Source organism: Mesorhizobium sp. ESP7-2 (assembly GCF_020164715.1).
GTDB lineage: Bacteria > Pseudomonadota > Alphaproteobacteria > Rhizobiales > Rhizobiaceae > Mesorhizobium.
In genome coordinates this window covers 1-16,641 of record NZ_JAIUGQ010000069.1, presented here as the reverse complement: position 1 = coordinate 16,641, position 16,641 = coordinate 1, and the positions used below count along the sequence as shown (strand labels likewise).

General features: G+C 61.7%; 19 protein-coding genes and 1 tRNA gene. 8 read left to right on the top strand and 12 right to left on the bottom strand.

Annotated elements, in window-relative coordinates; all coding sequences use genetic code 11:
• Positions 1–36 precede the first annotated feature (36 nt).
• On the top strand, positions 37–630 hold the full coding sequence (locus LB543_RS32530; RefSeq protein ID WP_224617225.1) for a hypothetical protein: 594 nt from the start codon (positions 37–39) through the stop codon (positions 628–630).
• Positions 631–878: 248 nt separating this feature from the next.
• Here LB543_RS32530 and LB543_RS32525 read toward each other — a convergent pair whose 3' ends face one another.
• Positions 879–1,022, bottom strand: a complete 144-nt coding sequence (locus LB543_RS32525; protein WP_224617224.1) for a hypothetical protein — start codon at positions 1,020–1,022, stop codon at positions 879–881.
• A 74-nt stretch (positions 1,023–1,096) separates the two neighbouring features.
• Between LB543_RS32525 and LB543_RS32520 the strand changes: the two genes are divergently transcribed.
• Complete coding sequence (locus tag LB543_RS32520; RefSeq protein ID WP_224617226.1) at positions 1,097–2,779, top strand: recombinase family protein; 1,683 nt, start codon at positions 1,097–1,099, stop codon at positions 2,777–2,779.
• On the opposite strand, the gene LB543_RS32515 is transcribed toward LB543_RS32520, so the two are convergent.
• Positions 2,736–2,812: transfer RNA gene (locus LB543_RS32515), tRNA-Met, on the bottom strand. The genes LB543_RS32520 and LB543_RS32515 overlap by 44 nt on opposite strands.
• 239 nt (positions 2,813–3,051) lie before the next feature.
• Here LB543_RS32515 and LB543_RS32510 point away from each other — a divergent pair.
• Positions 3,052–4,011, top strand: a complete 960-nt coding sequence (locus LB543_RS32510; RefSeq protein ID WP_140813607.1) for a Gfo/Idh/MocA family protein — start codon at positions 3,052–3,054, stop codon at positions 4,009–4,011.
• A 237-nt stretch (positions 4,012–4,248) separates the two neighbouring features.
• Here the strand turns inward: LB543_RS32510 and mnmA are convergent, their stop codons facing one another.
• The gene (mnmA, locus tag LB543_RS32505; protein ID WP_224598826.1) at positions 4,249–5,442 is read right to left on the bottom strand and encodes a tRNA 2-thiouridine(34) synthase MnmA; all 1,194 of its coding nucleotides are present in this window, start codon (positions 5,440–5,442) and stop codon (positions 4,249–4,251) included.
• Positions 5,443–5,726: 284 nt separating this feature from the next.
• On the opposite strand from mnmA, the gene LB543_RS32500 reads away from it, so the two are divergent.
• Positions 5,727–6,002: a DUF1153 domain-containing protein gene (locus LB543_RS32500; protein ID WP_006203587.1), complete on the top strand. Its 276-nt coding sequence runs from the start codon at positions 5,727–5,729 to the stop codon at positions 6,000–6,002.
• 70 nt (positions 6,003–6,072) lie between these two features.
• Here the strand turns inward: LB543_RS32500 and LB543_RS32495 are convergent, their stop codons facing one another.
• Positions 6,073–6,999 (bottom strand): NADP-dependent oxidoreductase, encoded by a 927-nt coding sequence (locus LB543_RS32495; RefSeq protein ID WP_224617223.1) that lies wholly within the window; start codon positions 6,997–6,999, stop codon positions 6,073–6,075.
• Between the two features lie 89 nt (positions 7,000–7,088).
• On the opposite strand from LB543_RS32495, the gene LB543_RS32490 reads away from it, so the two are divergent.
• Positions 7,089–7,487 (top strand): winged helix-turn-helix transcriptional regulator, encoded by a 399-nt coding sequence (locus LB543_RS32490; protein ID WP_140813604.1) that lies wholly within the window; start codon positions 7,089–7,091, stop codon positions 7,485–7,487.
• A gap of 109 nt (positions 7,488–7,596) precedes the next feature.
• Here LB543_RS32490 and LB543_RS32485 read toward each other — a convergent pair whose 3' ends face one another.
• Positions 7,597–7,974: a flagellar export protein FliJ gene (locus tag LB543_RS32485; RefSeq protein ID WP_140758551.1), complete on the bottom strand. Its 378-nt coding sequence runs from the start codon at positions 7,972–7,974 to the stop codon at positions 7,597–7,599.
• Positions 7,975–8,425: 451 nt separating this feature from the next.
• Between LB543_RS32485 and ctrA the strand changes: the two genes are divergently transcribed.
• Positions 8,426–9,121: a response regulator transcription factor CtrA gene (ctrA, locus tag LB543_RS32480; protein ID WP_006203583.1), complete on the top strand. Its 696-nt coding sequence runs from the start codon at positions 8,426–8,428 to the stop codon at positions 9,119–9,121.
• A gap of 120 nt (positions 9,122–9,241) precedes the next feature.
• Here the strand turns inward: ctrA and LB543_RS32475 are convergent, their stop codons facing one another.
• Complete coding sequence (locus tag LB543_RS32475; RefSeq protein WP_140758550.1) at positions 9,242–9,610, bottom strand: PleD family two-component system response regulator; 369 nt, start codon at positions 9,608–9,610, stop codon at positions 9,242–9,244.
• Positions 9,611–9,848: 238 nt separating this feature from the next.
• A complete protein-coding gene (gene chpT, locus LB543_RS32470) occupies positions 9,849–10,478 on the bottom strand; it encodes a histidine phosphotransferase ChpT (RefSeq protein ID WP_140758549.1) in 630 nt (209 codons plus the stop codon).
• 400 nt (positions 10,479–10,878) lie between these two features.
• Between chpT and LB543_RS32465 the strand changes: the two genes are divergently transcribed.
• Entirely contained in the window at positions 10,879–11,400 is a 522-nt protein-coding gene (locus LB543_RS32465; protein WP_373424628.1) for a DUF1134 domain-containing protein, read from the top strand.
• Between the two features lie 155 nt (positions 11,401–11,555).
• Positions 11,556–12,710: a hypothetical protein gene (locus LB543_RS32460; protein WP_224617221.1), complete on the top strand. Its 1,155-nt coding sequence runs from the start codon at positions 11,556–11,558 to the stop codon at positions 12,708–12,710.
• 40 nt (positions 12,711–12,750) lie between these two features.
• Here LB543_RS32460 and LB543_RS32455 read toward each other — a convergent pair whose 3' ends face one another.
• From LB543_RS32455 to LB543_RS32435, 5 genes are all read right to left on the bottom strand, one after another.
• Entirely contained in the window at positions 12,751–13,551 is an 801-nt protein-coding gene (locus tag LB543_RS32455; protein ID WP_224617220.1) for a TrmH family RNA methyltransferase, read from the bottom strand.
• Positions 13,552–13,652: 101 nt separating this feature from the next.
• A complete protein-coding gene (locus LB543_RS32450) occupies positions 13,653–13,997 on the bottom strand; it encodes an ArsR/SmtB family transcription factor (protein WP_140758545.1) in 345 nt (114 codons plus the stop codon).
• A gap of 166 nt (positions 13,998–14,163) precedes the next feature.
• Positions 14,164–14,934: a HugZ family protein gene (locus LB543_RS32445; RefSeq protein ID WP_224617219.1), complete on the bottom strand. Its 771-nt coding sequence runs from the start codon at positions 14,932–14,934 to the stop codon at positions 14,164–14,166.
• A 79-nt stretch (positions 14,935–15,013) separates the two neighbouring features.
• Positions 15,014–15,775 (bottom strand): 3-hydroxyacyl-CoA dehydrogenase, encoded by a 762-nt coding sequence (locus LB543_RS32440; protein ID WP_224617218.1) that lies wholly within the window; start codon positions 15,773–15,775, stop codon positions 15,014–15,016.
• Positions 15,776–15,860: 85 nt separating this feature from the next.
• Positions 15,861–16,385 carry a GNAT family N-acetyltransferase gene (locus LB543_RS32435; RefSeq protein WP_224617217.1) on the bottom strand — a complete coding sequence of 175 codons (525 nt, stop codon included), beginning with the start codon at positions 16,383–16,385 and terminating at the stop codon, positions 15,861–15,863.
• Positions 16,386–16,641 lie beyond the last annotated feature (256 nt).

Below are 16,641 nucleotides of genomic sequence, written 5' to 3'. Positions count from 1 at the left end.
AGCCTGCCAGCCGTGGCGCGCTGATCAGCCCGGCCCATGCCGGAGAGCACGGCGACCAATGCCGCCAGCTACACCACGCTGCGGGACACGATCGAAAGCGACCGCTCTCTCGATCTCGTTCTTGCCCTCTGGGCCGAGTGGAAACAGGCTCGATATGTGTCGCTGATGCTATGTCGGGTGCAGCAGCGATTGGAGGCGCGAATGATGGTCGATAACGGAATTCAGGTATTGACTGCAGGCACGTCCGCGCCGCGTCGAAGATCAGCAGCGACGTCCGACGCAGCCTCTCGATACGCCATAGCTTGCGAAGCCGAAGTTCTTGCCATGACCGAGGCGCTCAAACTTCAGGACGAAATGCCCGACCTCCGGTCCTCATCGCTCCTCGGCATTCTTGCTAAGTTGGAAATGATTGCCGGCGCCGACAGGGATATCGGTGATCCCACCGATTTCCCATGGCCGCATATCGCTTCCGTCCTAAAGGACTTGAAGGCAATCACAGGGAATCTATATCTCAGTCGACCGGAACGCGCCATTACCCGTGCTGACGTGGCGAGATATTGGAACGAAGCCACCAAGTTTGTGACGGCGCTTTCGGACGAGGGTCCCCAGCGGAATGCGCCTGTCTCGTGAACTTTGCGTTGCCGTCGTAGGCGCGGGCCCCCAGCCCAGGTGCACCTCTCCCTTGGAGAATGGTGCCGATAGGAGCAGGTTGGAAAGCTTGGCGACGCCCCGCAACGAGCTTCGTGATATAAACAGTGGCGAAAACAAATCGCCGTCCAACCTCGTTCAGTTGACCCTTGTCCGATTTATACGCTGCGGCGTGCCAATTGCACGATTGATGGGACGCGTCTCTTTGCTCGTCGCGGGTCATCGCGATGCTAGCTCTCGTGAAGCCGGCACCAGACACAGGCAATGGTTCTTCCCTCAACGAAGCCGCCGCTGCGGTAGCGCCGGAAGAGCTTCGCAAAGCTATGCTTGAGTTCGTCGAAGCGCTTGCCATCGCTGATGCCAGGCGCGATCATCTCGTCGCTATCGGCTCTTCGATTGACCGAAGTTCCGCAATTGAATCGGATCACGCCCAGAAGGCTCCCAAGATATGACGCGAGCCGCGATCTACGCTCGTTTTTCGACCGAGCTTCAAAACGAAAAGTCCACCGAAGACCAAATTGCCCTTTGCCGCGCTTATGCAGCTCGCAACGGTCTCGATGTCGTTGCCGTCTATGAGGATAAGGCGCGCTCCGGAGCGTCGTTATTCGGTCGCGACGGGCTCCTGACTTTGCTGGAGGCGGCAGGCCAAAAAAAGTTTGATGCGGTAGTCGTCGAAGCGCTTGACCGCCTTTCACGCGACATGGCGGATCTCGCGGGTCTTCATAAGCGGCTCTCGTTTCTCGGTATCGAAATCCAGGCAGTTCATGATGGTATCGCCGATGCGGTCCTTATCGGTATTCGTGGACTGGTCGGTCAAATGCAGAGGGAGGATGGCGCCAAGAAGGTGCGGAGGGGCATGGCTGGCGTCGTCCGTGATGGACGTCACGCCGGAGGCCGGGCGTATGGCTATCGACCTATCTTAGGTCGCCCTGGCGAACTTGAAGTCATCGAACGGGAGGCAGAAGTGGTCCGGCGCATTTTTGACGCCTACTCTGCCGGACGAACCCCACGAGACCTAGCTGGTGATCTCAACCGCGATGGCATCGCGCCGCCGCGGGGAACACGCTGGAACGGCTCCACCATCAACGGAAATGCCCAACGCGGGGTGGGTCTGCTCTTTAACGAACTCTACGTCGGCCGGATCATTTGGAACAAGGTCCGAATGGTGAAGAACCCCGATACCGGCAAGCGCGTCTCCAGGCCAAATCCGAAGGACCACTGGCAGACGAAAGAGGTTCCGCATCTTCGCATTGTCGACGACGACGTTTGGCAAAAGGCACAGGCACTCAAAGTCGCGAGGGTGAACGCATCCTCTCATTTCAAGCGTCGCCCGGCGCACTTGTTATCCGGCCTACTTCGCTGCGGCATCTGCGGATCGGGCATGTCGGTTCACGATCGTGACAAGACGGGCAAAACGCGTATCAGGTGCTCCGCCGTTCGTGAAAGCGGGAGTTGCTCCAATCGGCGCATTATTTACCTGCCCGAGATCGAGAGGGCAGTTCTCGATGGCATGCGCGAGCAGCTGAAAGCGCCGGACCTGATCGAGGCATACATCCGCAAATATAACCAGGAGCGCCGAGAGTTGGCGGCACGGTCGAACTCGATGCGCTCAGCGCTAGAAGGCAAGCGCGATCGGGCAAAAGGCGAACTTCAGCGGGCGATCGACCTTGTGATCAGGGGCGTGATTGCTGAAGAGGATGCCAAGCAGCGGATCGCGGAACTCAAGTCACAGCTTTCTCTGATCGAGGCGGAACTCTTTAGTCTCGATGAGCCACCATCAGCGGTGGCTCTCCACCCAGCCACCTTGCAGCGGTATACCAAAACCGTCGATGGCCTTTCAAAGGCGTTGGCCGACCACGCGACTGCTGCAGATGACCGTGGCCCACTCATCCAAAACTTCCGAGAGCTTGTTCATAGCGTTACGGTGCACCCAAAACCTGCACGCAAAGGCTTCGAAATCGAGGTCAAGGGCAAGCTCGCCGCCCTTATTGGCGGAGCAGCGTTCCCTACCGCCCGGTACACTGGAAAGCCCACCCCATTAGGCGGCCGCTACGGTGCGGCCGTCAGAGACGATAGTGGGTGTGAAGTGGTAGCGGGAGAGGGACTTGAACCCCCGACCCCAGGATTATGATTCCCGTGCTCTAACCAACTGAGCTACCCCGCCAGGGCGGCGACAGGCCCGAAATCCGCCTCAAATCGAAAGGCATTTCGCGGCGTTCGCCAAGGTCGCGCGGATATAAGGTTGGGAGGGCGAGCCTGTCAAGCTTCGATGCATTCGATATCAGCGCATATTCCTATTGGCGAAAAGCTTTGCCGCGCGAACGCCTGGTTGCGGCCGCTGGGGTTGAGTTCGACGGGGCACGTCGCTATGTCTCGGCCACGAGTTTTTAGAGTTTGAAACATATGAAGCCGCGCATTGCAGTCCTCGGTTGCGGATACTGGGGCTCAAACCACATCCGCACCCTCAAGGCGCTCGGCGCATTGCACGCGGTTTCCGACACCAATCGTGCCCGCGCCGAAGGTTTCGCCAGCGAACAGGACTGCCTGGCGATCGAGCCGGACCAGCTGTTCGTCCGCGATGACATCGACGCCATTATCATGGCCTTGCCGCCGCAGTTCCATGCCGATCTTGCCGTGCGCGCCGTCGAGAACGGCAAGGACGTGCTGGTGGAAAAGCCGATCGCGCTGACGGTGCCGGATGCCGAGCGCTCGGTGCAGGCAGCCAAGGAGAATGGCCGCGTGTTCATGGTCGGCCATGTCCTGCGCTTCCATCCCGCCTTCGAGACGCTCAAAGGGCTGATCGACAAGGGCGAACTCGGCGAGGTCCGCTACATCCATTCGCACCGGCTGGGGCTCGGCAAGTTCCATACCGAGAACGACGCGCTATGGGACCTTGCGCCGCACGATCTGTCGATGATCCTGGCCATCACCGGCACCGAGCCGATCGAGGTGCGCGGCGAGGGGGCGGCACTCCTCGACAATCTCAGCGATTTCGCGCATCTGCACATGCGCTTTCCCAACGGGCTGCGCAGCCATCTTTTCACGTCGCGGCTCAACCCCTATCGCGAGCGGCGGTTGACGGTGGTCGGCACCAAGGCGATGGCGGTGTTCGACGATGTCGAGCCATGGGAGCGCAAGCTTGCCGTCTACCGGCACGCGGTGTGGCAGGACAGCGGCCAGTGGGCGTTCACCACCAATGAGCCGTCCTATGTCGCGGTTGCCCAAGGCATGCCGCTGACGCGCGAGCTGGAGCATTTCATCCAGTGCATCGAGACGCGCGCCGAACCACGCACCAGCGGCGAGGAAGCGATCAGGGTGCTTCGCATCCTGACGGCGGGCACGGTCACCCACACCAAATCCTGAGACTGTTTGGAAATTCTACTCTGGCGGCCATCTGATGGCGTTTTCTGCGCTACTACGGCGCCGCGCGTCCTCTGGACGCGCAAGGGATGCCGTAGCACTTGATTTGGCGCATGATCCTTTCCGAAATCGCTTTTCGATTTTCGGGGTCATGCGCTGCTCTCGGACGCAAATGTCCGCTGCGCTCCGGTTCTCGAAACCACCACCATATGACTCGCCAGAGCGAATTTCGAAACAGTCTCAAAGGTCGGCGGGAACTTGCGCCGGCCTCGCGGCGAGCCGGCTCAGCATCGCTTCGGCTTCGGCGCCGCGCTCGGAACGCTCGATGAAGCCGCCGCCGAAGACGCGGGCCTCGTTGCCGTCGTCGGAATAGAGCACGCAGGCCTGTCCGGGCGCGATGCCCGATTCACCATCGGCCAGTTCGACCGAGGTCACGCCTGCCTCGTGGCGCAGCACGGCCGGCCGTGGCGGCCTGGTCGAGCGCACCTTGGCGAACAGTTCGATGCCGCCGGCGGGAGCATCGGCGAGTCCGCCGTCTCCCAGCCAGTTCATGTCGCGCAGATAGATCTTGTGCGTCTCCAGCGCCTCGCGCGGGCCGACCACGACACGGGCGCGCTCGGCGTCGAGATGGACGACATAGAGCGGCTCGCCGGACGCGATGCCGATGCCACGGCGCTGGCCGATCGTGTAACGCAGAATGCCCTCGTGGCGGCCGAGCACGCGGCCGTCGATATGGACAATGTCGCCCGGGTTGGCGGCCGCCGGCTTCAGCTTGGCGATGATGTCGGAATATTTGCCCTGCGGCACGAAGCAGATGTCCTGGCTGTCCTGCTTGGCGGCGACCGTCAGCCCCATCTCCTCGGCGATGGCGCGAACCTGCGGCTTCGACAGGCCGCCGAGCGGAAAGCGCAGATAGTCGATCTGCGCTTGCGTGGTGGCGAACAGGAAATAGCTCTGGTCGCGATCGGCGTCGACCGGCCGGTAGAGCGCGCGGTGGGCGCCATTGGCGCCGGAACGGATGTAGTGGCCGGTGGCCAGCGCGTCGGCGCCGAGATCCTTGGCCGTGGCCAGGAGATCGGCGAACTTGACCGTCTGATTGCAAGAGACGCAAGGAATGGGCGTCTCGCCGGCGACATAGCTTTCGGCGAAGGGATCGATGACCGCCTTGCGGAACCGCTCCTCATAATCGAGCACATAATGGGGAATGCCCAGCGTCTCGGAGACGCGGCGGGCATCGTCGATGTCCTGGCCGGCGCAGCATGATCCGGCCCGATGCGTTGCCGCACCATGATCGTAGAGCTGCAAGGTGACGCCGACGACATCGTAGCCCTCGCGCTTCAACAGGCCGGCGACCACGGATGAATCGACGCCGCCGGACATGGCGACGACGATGCGGGTCTCTTCGGGACGTCTGGGAAGGTCGAGACTGTTCATGGTGCTTTCATTCTGCGGCAGCTCAAATGCCAATGTCGAGAATATAGGTCAAGCTTTCATGCGGCGCCAGCTTGCACGGCGACCCACGGCGTGGCGACGTGGTGAATGGGTACATTTCTCCCGGCTGAAACAGGGCTTCCAGCCGGATATTTCAAATGCCCGCCAAAAGACTAACGCGGCGTTCACGATCCTTACCTAGTCATTAGGGTCTGCTTAGGCAATTTTTAAAGCTGTGGCGGTAACGTGGCGGGGATTGGGTCTTTGAGTTTTTTGTAGAGAGTACGATGACCGATCTGGTTAGACCTAGAGTGAAGTATGTTATCGGGCCCGACGGCAGCCCTCTCACGATTGCCGATCTGCCGCCGACGAACACCCGTCGCTGGGTTATCCGGCGCAAGGCGGAAGTGGTTGCAGCGGTGCGCGGCGGACTTTTGAGCCTTGAAGAGGCATGCCAGCGCTACAAGCTGACCACGGAGGAATTCCTGTCCTGGCAAGCGTCGATCGACGAATACGGCCTTGCCGGGCTGCGCACCACGCGCATCCAGCAATACCGGCACTAGGCCGGTCACATCACGAGCAAAGGGCGCGGCATGCCGCGCCCTTTTTCTTTCGGAGCGACGGTGTCGCCGCTCAGATCGTCAGCGCTACCTTGCCGATCGGCCTTGTGGCGAGAAAGGCGTGGGCGGCTCCCGCCTGGTCGAGCGGAAAAGTCCTGGCCACGTGAACGGCAAGCTTTTGCGCCTCGATCAAACCGGCCAGCTCAAGCAGGCCCTCGCGGTCCGGCACGACCGACATGCGCTCGACCCTGATATCGCGCGAACTGGCGTCGGCGCGCGTGGCGTCGTTGACATTGAGCAATGACACGAGCACGCCGCCGGGCTTAAGCACTTTCAGCGAGCGATCGGCATGGTCGCCGCCCACCGGCTCCAGCACCAGGTCGATATTGCTGATCTGGCTGGTGAAATCACCCTTGGTATAGTCGATCACCTCATCGGCGCCGAGCTTGCGTACGAAGTCGAGCTTGCCCGGGCTGGCCGTGGCGACGACGTAAGCACCACGCGCCTTGACGATCTGCACGGCCAGATGGCCAACGCCGCCAGCTCCGGCGTGCACCAGCACGCGCTGGCCTGGTTTCAGTCCGCCATGGCGGACAAGGCCTTGCCAGGCGGTGAGACCGGCCAGCGGCAATGCGCCGGCCTGGATATGGTCCGCCCGCTTCGGCTTCAGCGCGATCTCATCGGCCGGCACGGCCGCCAGTTCGGCGTAGGCCGCGACCTGCTTAGGGAAGCGCGGCATGCCGAACACCTCGTCGCCGACCTTGAAGCCGGTGACGCCGGCGCCCAGCGCCTCGACCGTCCCCGAAATATCCCAGCCAAGGATGAAGGGTGGCTCGCCGAGCAGCGGATAGTGGCCGGCGCGCACAGCGCCATCGACCGGATTGATGCCGGCCGCCTTGACGCGGACCAGCACCTCGCCGGCCTTCGGCGTGGGATCGGGCAATTCGGCGGTGACAAGAACGTCGGGCCCGCCAACGGAATTCTGGGTTACGGCACGCATAAAATCTCTCCTGCTTGACTAACGCCACTATCATTTGGAGAGTAAGGGCCTATTGTCCAGTATGCACCTTTTTGATATATAGGCACCTCATGGATAGTGATTGCGATTCCCCCTTCGGCTACGACGCGTTCCGGCGGACATGTCCGTCGCACACCGTTTTGGAGATGCTGGCCAGTAAATGGGTCTATCTGGTGGTCTGCGCGCTGCGCAAAGGCCGGCAGCGCAATGGTGCGCTTGCCCGCAAGCTCGAAGGCGTCACGCCCAAGATGCTGACCCAGACCTTGCGTGTGCTCGAGCGCGATGGCTTGGTGCGGCGAGAGGTCTATCCGGTCATTCCGCCACGCGTCGAATATGAATTGACCGAACTCGGTCAGAACCTGGCGGGACTGCTTGCCCAGATCAGATCATGGGCGGAGCAGCATGCGCCCGATATCAAGGATGCCCGGGCAAGGGCGATTGCCGGAAATGAGGGGGACTGGGCGGCCTAGGCCTTGCATGCCATCAGCGCATTCGCGGCGGCCCGCCGGCGCCGGGTGCAGGCTGTCGCGCGACAGGGTGGCGCGCTTGTGTGCGCGCCGAATGGCGCGGATGTCCGCTTCAGCCGATCATGGCGCTGCGGCCACCGGTTTCGGCCTCGCGAATCTTGGTATCGCGCGATTCCAACATCTCCGCCTTGGAAAGCTCCGCTTCAGCTTCACCGAGTAATGATTCGGCGGCGCTTCGCTGCAGGGCGAGGTCGCCTTGCGAGTTCCTTAGATTGTCACGGCGCAGGCGCGCCGCCTTGGCGAAGGTCGGATAGGCGAAATGATTGATATCTGTGATGCCGGCTTTCTTTTCCTCGGCGGTGATCTGAAGCTCCAGTTCGACGGCCATGCGCTCGAACTCGGCGATCATCATGTCGAGCTGCAGCATCTGGCGACGCTTCTCATTCACCTGAAACTGTTTCAGCCGAACGAGGTTTTCACGTGACTTCATGATTCGGTACTCCCGGAAACGCACACCCGCACATATCGTCCAAACCACTTGGAAAGGCCCAAGCGCTGCCCGTGTCCACCGGCTTTCCCCGCACTATGGGAAACAAAACCCTAAAGTTTTTTGCCGATGGTAACCATTCGTTTACGGGCATTGTTAATCATACGTGTCAGGGCTTAAGGCCGGGTAAAAATTCCGGCCGCCGAAGCGAAGCCGCGTCGATGAGTCCCTGGAGTCACTTAGTCCAGGTTATTAATGTGTCGCATTAGGAAATTTGGTCTGTGATTCGTTATTAGATTCAAGAGGGTGTAGAAAGGGGTTAAAAAATCTGGTACCGTATTGGACGGGAAATTAGGTTTTGTTAACCATTCGATGGCAGCCTCTCTACAAGGCAACCACTGCTCCGGGGCAGGACGGGTCGTGAAATGGTCCGGCGGCAGAAAAGGGGAATGAAATGCGTGTTCTGCTGATAGAAGATGACAGTGCAACCGCACAGAGCATCGAGTTGATGCTGAAATCGGAAAGTTTCAATGTCTATACGACGGACCTCGGCGAAGAGGGTGTCGATCTGGGCAAGCTCTACGACTACGACATCATCCTTCTCGATCTCAACCTGCCCGACATGTCCGGTTACGAGGTCTTGAGAACGCTTCGCCTGTCCAAGGTAAAGACGCCCATCCTCATCCTCTCCGGAATGGCCGGCATCGAGGACAAGGTACGCGGCCTCGGCTTCGGCGCGGACGACTACATGACCAAGCCGTTCCACAAGGACGAGCTGGTGGCGCGCATTCATGCCATCGTGCGCCGCTCCAAGGGCCACGCCCAGTCGGTCATCACCACGGGCGACCTGGTGGTCAACCTCGACGCCAAGACCGTCGAGGTCGGTGGCCAGCGCGTGCACCTCACCGGCAAGGAATACCAGATGCTGGAGCTGCTCTCGCTGCGCAAGGGCACCACGCTGACCAAGGAAATGTTCCTCAACCACCTCTATGGCGGCATGGACGAGCCGGAACTGAAGATCATCGACGTCTTCATCTGCAAGCTGCGCAAGAAGCTCGACGCCGCGTCCGGTGGCCAGAACTATATCGAGACCGTCTGGGGCCGCGGCTATGTGCTGCGCGAGCCGGAAGACATCCGCGTCAGCGCCTGAGCGCAGTGGGCGGAGCTTTTCTCAAAAACCCGGCCATGGCCGGGTTTTTGCATGTGAGCCGATAATTATTTTGCGCACTGCGAGACGGCGGACCGCCGCGCGGGTCTCCTGGAACAGCGTTCAGGCAGCGATCTTCAAGGCGCGAAAGCGCTCGAGCAGTTGCGGGCGATTGAAGGGCTTCAACAGATAGCCCTGGGCGCCGGCGCGCTTTGCCCGCATGATCGATGCGATATCGAGCTCGACCAGCGAGATCAAAATCTGCGGCCTGATCGGGCTTTCCATGGCACAGACGCGCCGGATGAGGTCGACCGCCTGCACGTCCGGCAGAGCGCCGTCGACGACGATGATGTCGGGCATGTCGGCGGCGCACATCTCCAGTGCGTCAAGCCCGCTGGCTGCCTCGATGACCATCATGTCGGAACCGCCCAGGATGCGTTTTGCCACCTTCCTGATGACGCTAGAATCGTCGACGAACATGCAGCGTTTCATTTCCGGTTCCTCTCTGCCCTTGGACAGCCGGGTCGTTCGGGGCATCTGCGGCGTAGCCTAGACCGATCTGGTAAAGAAGCCGAAAAGCCGTTAGGTAAAATTTTTGCAAAGATGTCGTTCGAAGGCCTTTTCCTTGCGGATGCTTCGGCGGGCAAAGATCATCGCGCCTATCTGGGGCGTCAATGAAATATTTCAGACTGAAATACTTTGTTCGGTCGCGCGCCACCGGGCGCCGGTTTCAGGCCGCTGAAAGGACGATTTCTTCAGCCGTCGCATGGATCGAAATCGTCATGTTGGCCTCGCGGGCCAGCAGCAGCGTATAGTAGGGTTGCACCGAATGCGCGTCGATCGGCTCTTCCGGCTTGTGACCGGAATGCAGTTCGAGGAATTTCGGCGGCACACGCAGCATCGGCCCGCTTGCCGAAAGCGAAAAGCGCGGCTCGGTTTCGAGATTTTCGAGCGTCACGACCAGTTTGCCGCCGCGCGGAATGGCGGCATTGGCGACCAGGAGCAGGTTGAGCAGCAGCTTGACCTTGTTCTTGGGCAGCAGCGCGCGGATTCCGTTCCAGACCAACTCCGGCTTTTCGTTCTTGAGGAAGGCGATGGCGACGGCCTCGGCATCTCCGGTGTCGATCATCATGCCGGCCGAGCCGGCGGCGCCGAAGGCGATCCGGGCGAACTGCAAGCGGGCCGAGGCGTTCCTTGCACTCTGGCGGATGAGCCGCATGGCGTCTTCGTCGGCGCCGCCTTCGTCGAGCAGTTCAAGCCCGTTGTTGATCGCGCCGACCGGCGAGATGATGTCGTGGCAGACGCGGCTGCACAAAAGCGCCGCCAGGTCGGGAGCGGAAAGGGTGAACAGATCGGCCATCGGCGAAATCCCTGCAAAATCTTCCAGTTCGTGGCCAAGCGATCGATCTTCGCGCCTGCCCACACGAATCACGCTTCAACCCAAGGCTTTCTGAATACACAGCGCCCGCGCGTGCAGCAACAAATCCAAATTGTCGTCATGGCATATGGCGCATTCACGCAGGCTGCGTGTCCCCTCAAGCGGCCAAACAGCCTTCGAACCGCCATCTTCATGTGGGAGTTTAATGGTTGAAAAAGGATTACGGCATAGTTTGCCCCTAACAGTCATCCTTAACGGCCGCCTAAAGAGCCGTACGGATGCGAGGCGTCGGCGAAAGTGCTTCATGACGGAGATTGGAAGCATGTTTTCCCGATTCTATGACCGGAGTTTTCTCCGTGTCCTCTCAATGGCGATCACGCTCATGGGCGTTCTCGTTTTCACGACATCGCCCTTGCGGGCCCAGGAGTACACCGCTCAGGAGATTGTCGATTCCGGCCACAAGTTCTTCGGCGCGACATCGGGCGGATTGGCCACCGTCGTGGAGAAGATATTCGCCTCCTACGGTCTGCCCAATGGCTATCTGCTCGGCGAGGAGGGATCCGGTGCGCTGATCGGCGGCCTGACCTATGGCGAAGGCACGCTCTACACCAAGAATGCCGGCGATCACAAAGTGTTCTGGCAAGGCCCGTCGCTGGGCTGGGATTTCGGCGGCGAGGGGTCACGCGTGATGATGCTGGTCTACAATCTCGACGATGTCGGCAACCTCTACAATCGCTATGGCGGCGTCGCCGGTTCGGCCTATGTGGTGGCGGGTATCGGCTTCAACGTTCTGAAGAACAACAATGTGCTGCTGGTGCCGATCCGTACCGGCGTCGGCGCCCGGCTCGGCGTCAATCTCGGCTACCTGAAACTGACCGAGCGAGCGACCTGGAATCCGTTCTGATCTGTCCGATATGATGGAATCGCGGACCGTTCGACCGGATTCCCGAGCCACGACCCGAATGACCCGCGGCAAGCCCTTGCCGCGGTGCCGGATTTCCGCCATGCCAACATGGCACAGTCCAGCCTTCCAAGTTGTCGTCGATAACGGGTAGTCCTTTGGTTCAGTCGGTCCTGTTCTTTGCCCTCGGCTTTCTCTGTGCCGGCTTTCTGGCGCTGATGGTGGCTCCGGCCGTCTGGCGGCGTGCCGTCGCCCTGACCCGCAGGCGCATCGAAGCCTCCATCCCGCTGACGCGAGCTGAAATCCAGGCCGACAAGGACCGGATCCGGGCCGAGTACGCCATGTCGACGCGGCGCCTTGAAATCAACGTCAAGACGTTGCGCGAGAAGGTGGCCGAACAACTCGTCGAAATCAATCGCGGCCGCGAGGCGCTGAAGGGGCTGGCGGTCGAGCGCGCGGGCAAGGATCACGCGCTCGCCGAACTCGGCGCCAAGAGCGAAGCGCTACGCCAGCGCGAAGAGGAACTGCATCAGCTTTCGGAGCGGCTCAAGGAAACCGAGCGAAAACTGGAAAGGCGGGCGCTCGAACTGGAGAAGCTGGAGCACATGTATGACGACGCCAGTTTTGCCTCCAGCAGCCGCCAGATCGAACTCGTGGCCCGCGAATCCGAATTGCAGAAGCTCGCCAGCGACATCTCGCTGCTGCGCGGTCAGCGCAAGGAAGCGGATCGGCGCAGCCAGGAGATCGCGGCCGAAAGCAAGGCCGCGCGTGATGGCCTGAAGGCCGAGAAGAAAAGAGCCGCCGAACTCGACAAGAAGGTCGAGCGGCTGCTGGCAACGCTCGCCGACCGTGAGGACAAGCTTGATCGGCGCGAAAAGGAGTTGGTACGGTTGCGGGAAAAAGCGAAAGCCGAGGACGGCGCATCGGCCTTGCGGCTGGTCGGCAAGCCCGATGAAGCCGGCCGGCATGACGAGGCCGGTAAGCGCGACGACATGGACCGGGCGATTGCCAAGCTCGACGGCGACCGCGAACGGCTGGAGGCCAGGCTGACGGCGCTGGCGCGCGAGAACAAGCGGCTTAAGGCGGATCTCGGCGCCGTGGCATCGTCGGGTTTGGCGAATGGCAATGGCGCCGCGCTGCGTGAGCAGATGAACGAACTGGCGGCGGAGGTCGTCCATCTGACGGCCAAGCTCGAGGGTCCCGATTCACCAATCGCCAAGGCGCTGGCGGCGCCGCAGGACAACCGCTCCGCCGGCAACGACCGCAGCCTGGCCGACCGTGTGCGCGCCTTGCAGAAGGCGGAAGCCAACTGACGGGTGCGGGCTGGCCGCTTTCGTCGCGTCCTGACTCACATCAAAGTCCGCGCGAGAAATGATGCAGGGCAATGGCCGAGGCGGCAGCGACGTTCAAGCTGTCGAAACCTTTCGACATGGTGATCCGCACCGTTTGCAATCGGGAAAGCAGGCTCTCGGGCAGGCCTGCGCCCTCGGTGCCGAGGTAGAGCGCCAGGCGCTCGCCGCGCCGTGCGTCGCGTATGTCGATCCGGCCGCGCGGTGACAGTGCGAACTGGTCATAGCCCCGCCGATCGAGGTCCGCCGTGAAGTCCGCCGCGTCGGTGAAGGACGCGAAAGGGATCTTGAGCGCGGCGCCGACCGAAACCCGGATCGCCTTGCGATACAGCGGATCGCAGCATGTCGCATCCATCAGCACCGCATCGGCGCCGAAAGCGGCGGCGTTGCGGAAGATCGAACCCATATTGTCATGGTTGGCGATGCCGACAAGCACGACGACCAGGGCTTGAGCGGGCAAGGCATCCAGCAATGATCCGGCCGGGTGCGGCGTCTCCTTGCGGCCGATGGCCAGGATGCCGCGATGCATATGGAATCCGGCAATCGCGTCCATCACCGCACTGGCGACGATGTAGACCGGCAGGTCCGCTTGTGCCTTGCGCAGCATGCCCTCCAGGCCGCCAAGCCGATTTTCCAGGATCAGGATGGATTCGGCGCTGAAGCGGCGCGACGACAAAAGCAGGTCGAGCACCACCTTGCCTTCGGCGACGAAGCGGCCTTGCCGGCCCGCCAGATCGCGCTCGCGGATATCGAGATAGGCAGCGACACGTGGGTCGCGCGGATCGTCGATACGAATTGGGTCCATGTCCCGCTCAACAATAAAGAACGTGGCGCGTGTACCGGGAAAGACACACGAGCCACGCTCCGCAAATTGTCAGCGAGGTAAACGGCCGCGGCAGCGTCCGGTCAAGTCCCGGCGCGGCGCAACCTCTGCGCCATCTGCGACAGATCCTCCTTGCCGCTGCCGAAAATGCCATCCAGCATGGCGAGCAGTTCGCGCACCGCATCGGATTTGCAGGAATAGTAGATCATCTGACGATCGCGGCGGGTGTCCACGAGGTCGAGCGCGCGCAACTTGGCCAAGTGCTGCGAGAGAGCGGATTGGCTGAGCATCACCTTGTCGGCGATGGCGCCGACCGACATTTCACCGTCGATCAGATAGCTCATGATCAACAGCCGTTTTTCGTTGCCCATCAGCATCAGAAATTCGGCAGCCGATTCGGCGTTGGCGATTAGCTTTGTCGAGACCATTGATGCCCCATGCTGTTTGCTCATCGAGGCGCCATGGGGGCAATGGTGCCTGAATCCATAAATTCACTTGCGAAGGACGCCGACGAGTCAGCGCCAGAACCAAAGCCTAGAACATTTCTTTCAAATCTCAAGGGTTGCTTTTGATCAAATGCAATTTAGTCGCGTCTTATGCCTCCGATGCGGCCCTGCCGGCCCTGGCCATGACAACCAGAACGGGACGCAATTCCGATACATTTATCAATGGTTGCGGGAAGAACACCCGGCAAACATTGTCCCCCGACACCAGATCCATGCCATCGGCGTCCAAACCGGCAATGGTCCAGCCATCGCCGGATGCCTTGGCGAAATGACGGGCATAGACGGCGATCGCCTCGAGATGGTCCGCATTCATGTGCTCAATGGCCGATTGTTCGCTTCCGGCGAGTTCCTCGATGATGGGCCCAATGGTGAGGAGGTCGGACCGTTCGAGCAGATAGGCCTTGCCGAAGCCGCCGTTGAGGCTGGCGCGTTGCGGCTCCAGGCGAAAGATCGAAAAGTCGCCGAGCCCGGCATAGAGGCCCGCCTTGGGATTGCGGTTGAGATAGCGGCGCTCGGCGCGGGCATGCGCCTGCGAGCCGCGCTCCAGCCGTGATGCCTGGCAGATCAGCGTCAGCCTCGGATGCGCCAGCGGATCGCCTTTGCCGGGCTCGCCAAGCAACAGGGAACAGCGCGGATCGGCAAGCAGGGCTGATGTGTGCGCCGCAAGCATCGATACCAGGATAAGCGGCGCGCCGTCGATGTCGGTGGCGACGCCGACCCGGCTCGCCAGTGGCGATCCGGTCTGTGGTTCCAGCACCGCCAGGGCGCCGAAGCGGGCACTGCGCAGAAGCGTTTTCGCCAACCGGATCGCCTCGGCGTCGGTCTCGCGGATTACATCCCTATCTTGATTTTGCTGCATCAAAACGCTCGCCACAATTTGTCCCGCTTATCGGTGCTGCCGGCCGGATCCGGTCCCTCCGACAACAGTTCGGCTAGCCCTATTTCGGCGCCATGCGGATGGCGCCGTCCAGGCGGATGGTCTCGCCGTTCAGCATCTGATTTTCGATGATGTGCAGGGCAAGCGCGGCATATTCGGACGGTTCGCCGAGGCGCGGCGGGAAGGGCACGGCGGCGCCCAGCGAATCTTGCACGTCCTGCGGCATGCCGGCCATCATCGGCGTCTTGAAGATGCCGGGCGCGATGGTGCAGACCCGGATGCCGGAACGGGCAAGATCACGCGCCACCGGCAGCGTCATGCCGACCACGCCGCCCTTGGAGGCGGAATAGGCCGCCTGGCCGATCTGGCCGTCATAGGCGGCGACCGAGGCGGTGTTGACGATGACGCCGCGCTCACCGCCCTGCAGCGGCTCGAGTTTGGCGGCGCGGTCGGCGACGAGGCGAATCATGTTGAAGGTGCCGATCAGATTGACTTCGATCACCTTGCGATATTGGTCGAGCGGATGGGGTCCGTCCTTGCCGATCGTCTTCATGCCAATGGCGATGCCGGCGCAATTGACCAGGATGCGCGGCTCGCCCAGCTTGGCGGCGACATCGGCGAGGGCGGCGGCGCCACTGTCGGCACTCGCGACGTCACACTGGACGGCGATGCCGCCGATCTCGGCCGCAACCTTGGCCGCGCGCTCCAAGCCGACGTCGAGGATGGCGACGCGGGCTCCCTTGGCGGCAAGCGCGCGCGCTGTTGCCTCGCCAAGGCCGGAGCCGCCGCCGGTCACGATCGCGATCTGGCCATTGGGGTTCATCGCGTCATCCCTCCAGTGAGAATGGGCTTTCCTATGAAAACAAGGACGGATCAGGCCCGGATCGACGGGCCAGGTCAAGCCATCGCTAGGCGTGCTCGGCAATCCTGGCTTTGCTGGCGTGACCGACCTCGCCCGAAAGCCTGGCAACCGCGCCCGGCATGATCTCATGCGACAAAAGGCGGTCGAGGTCGACAGGCCGCGGCATCGAAATCTGGCCGCGCGGAATGCGCTTGAATCCGAGCGGCCCGTAATAAGGCTCGTCGCCGACCAGCATCACGGCGGGTGCACCGGCCTTGGCGGCCGCCTCCAGCGCGATTGCCACCAGCCGGCGGCCGATGCCGAGATTCTTGAAGGCCGGCCGTACCGCGAGCGGCCCGAGCATCAGCGCCCGGCCGGCACCGGCCGCTATGCGCGTCATGCGCACCGAGGCGACGACGAGGTCGCCGTCGACCGCGACAAAGGACAGGGCGCGCTCGTGACCGCCGGCCTCGCGGATCTTGTAGGCGGCCAGCACGAAACGGCCAGGCCCGAAGGCTTCGTCGTTGATGGCTTCGATTTCAGGATCGTGCGCCGGGGTTTCCGGCAGATACTTCACGTCGGCAAGGCTCATGGTCGTCGCGTTCCGGTAGAGGAGGAAAGGTTGCTGCAAACGGCAGCATTCGCCAGTCAGCGCTTCATCAAGCGCGGGCGCCCTTTCGTCGTCGGTCAAACCGGATCAAAGCAAAGTCGAACATGCGGAGTGTCCGCTAGCATCAATTTTGCGCCGCCGCAATCGACCCGTTCGCTGGCCCAGGGCTGCGAACTCGGGTTAACGCGCTTTGGGGATTGCGGCTGATCTGATTCCATGGGGGTCCCATGATTCGGAG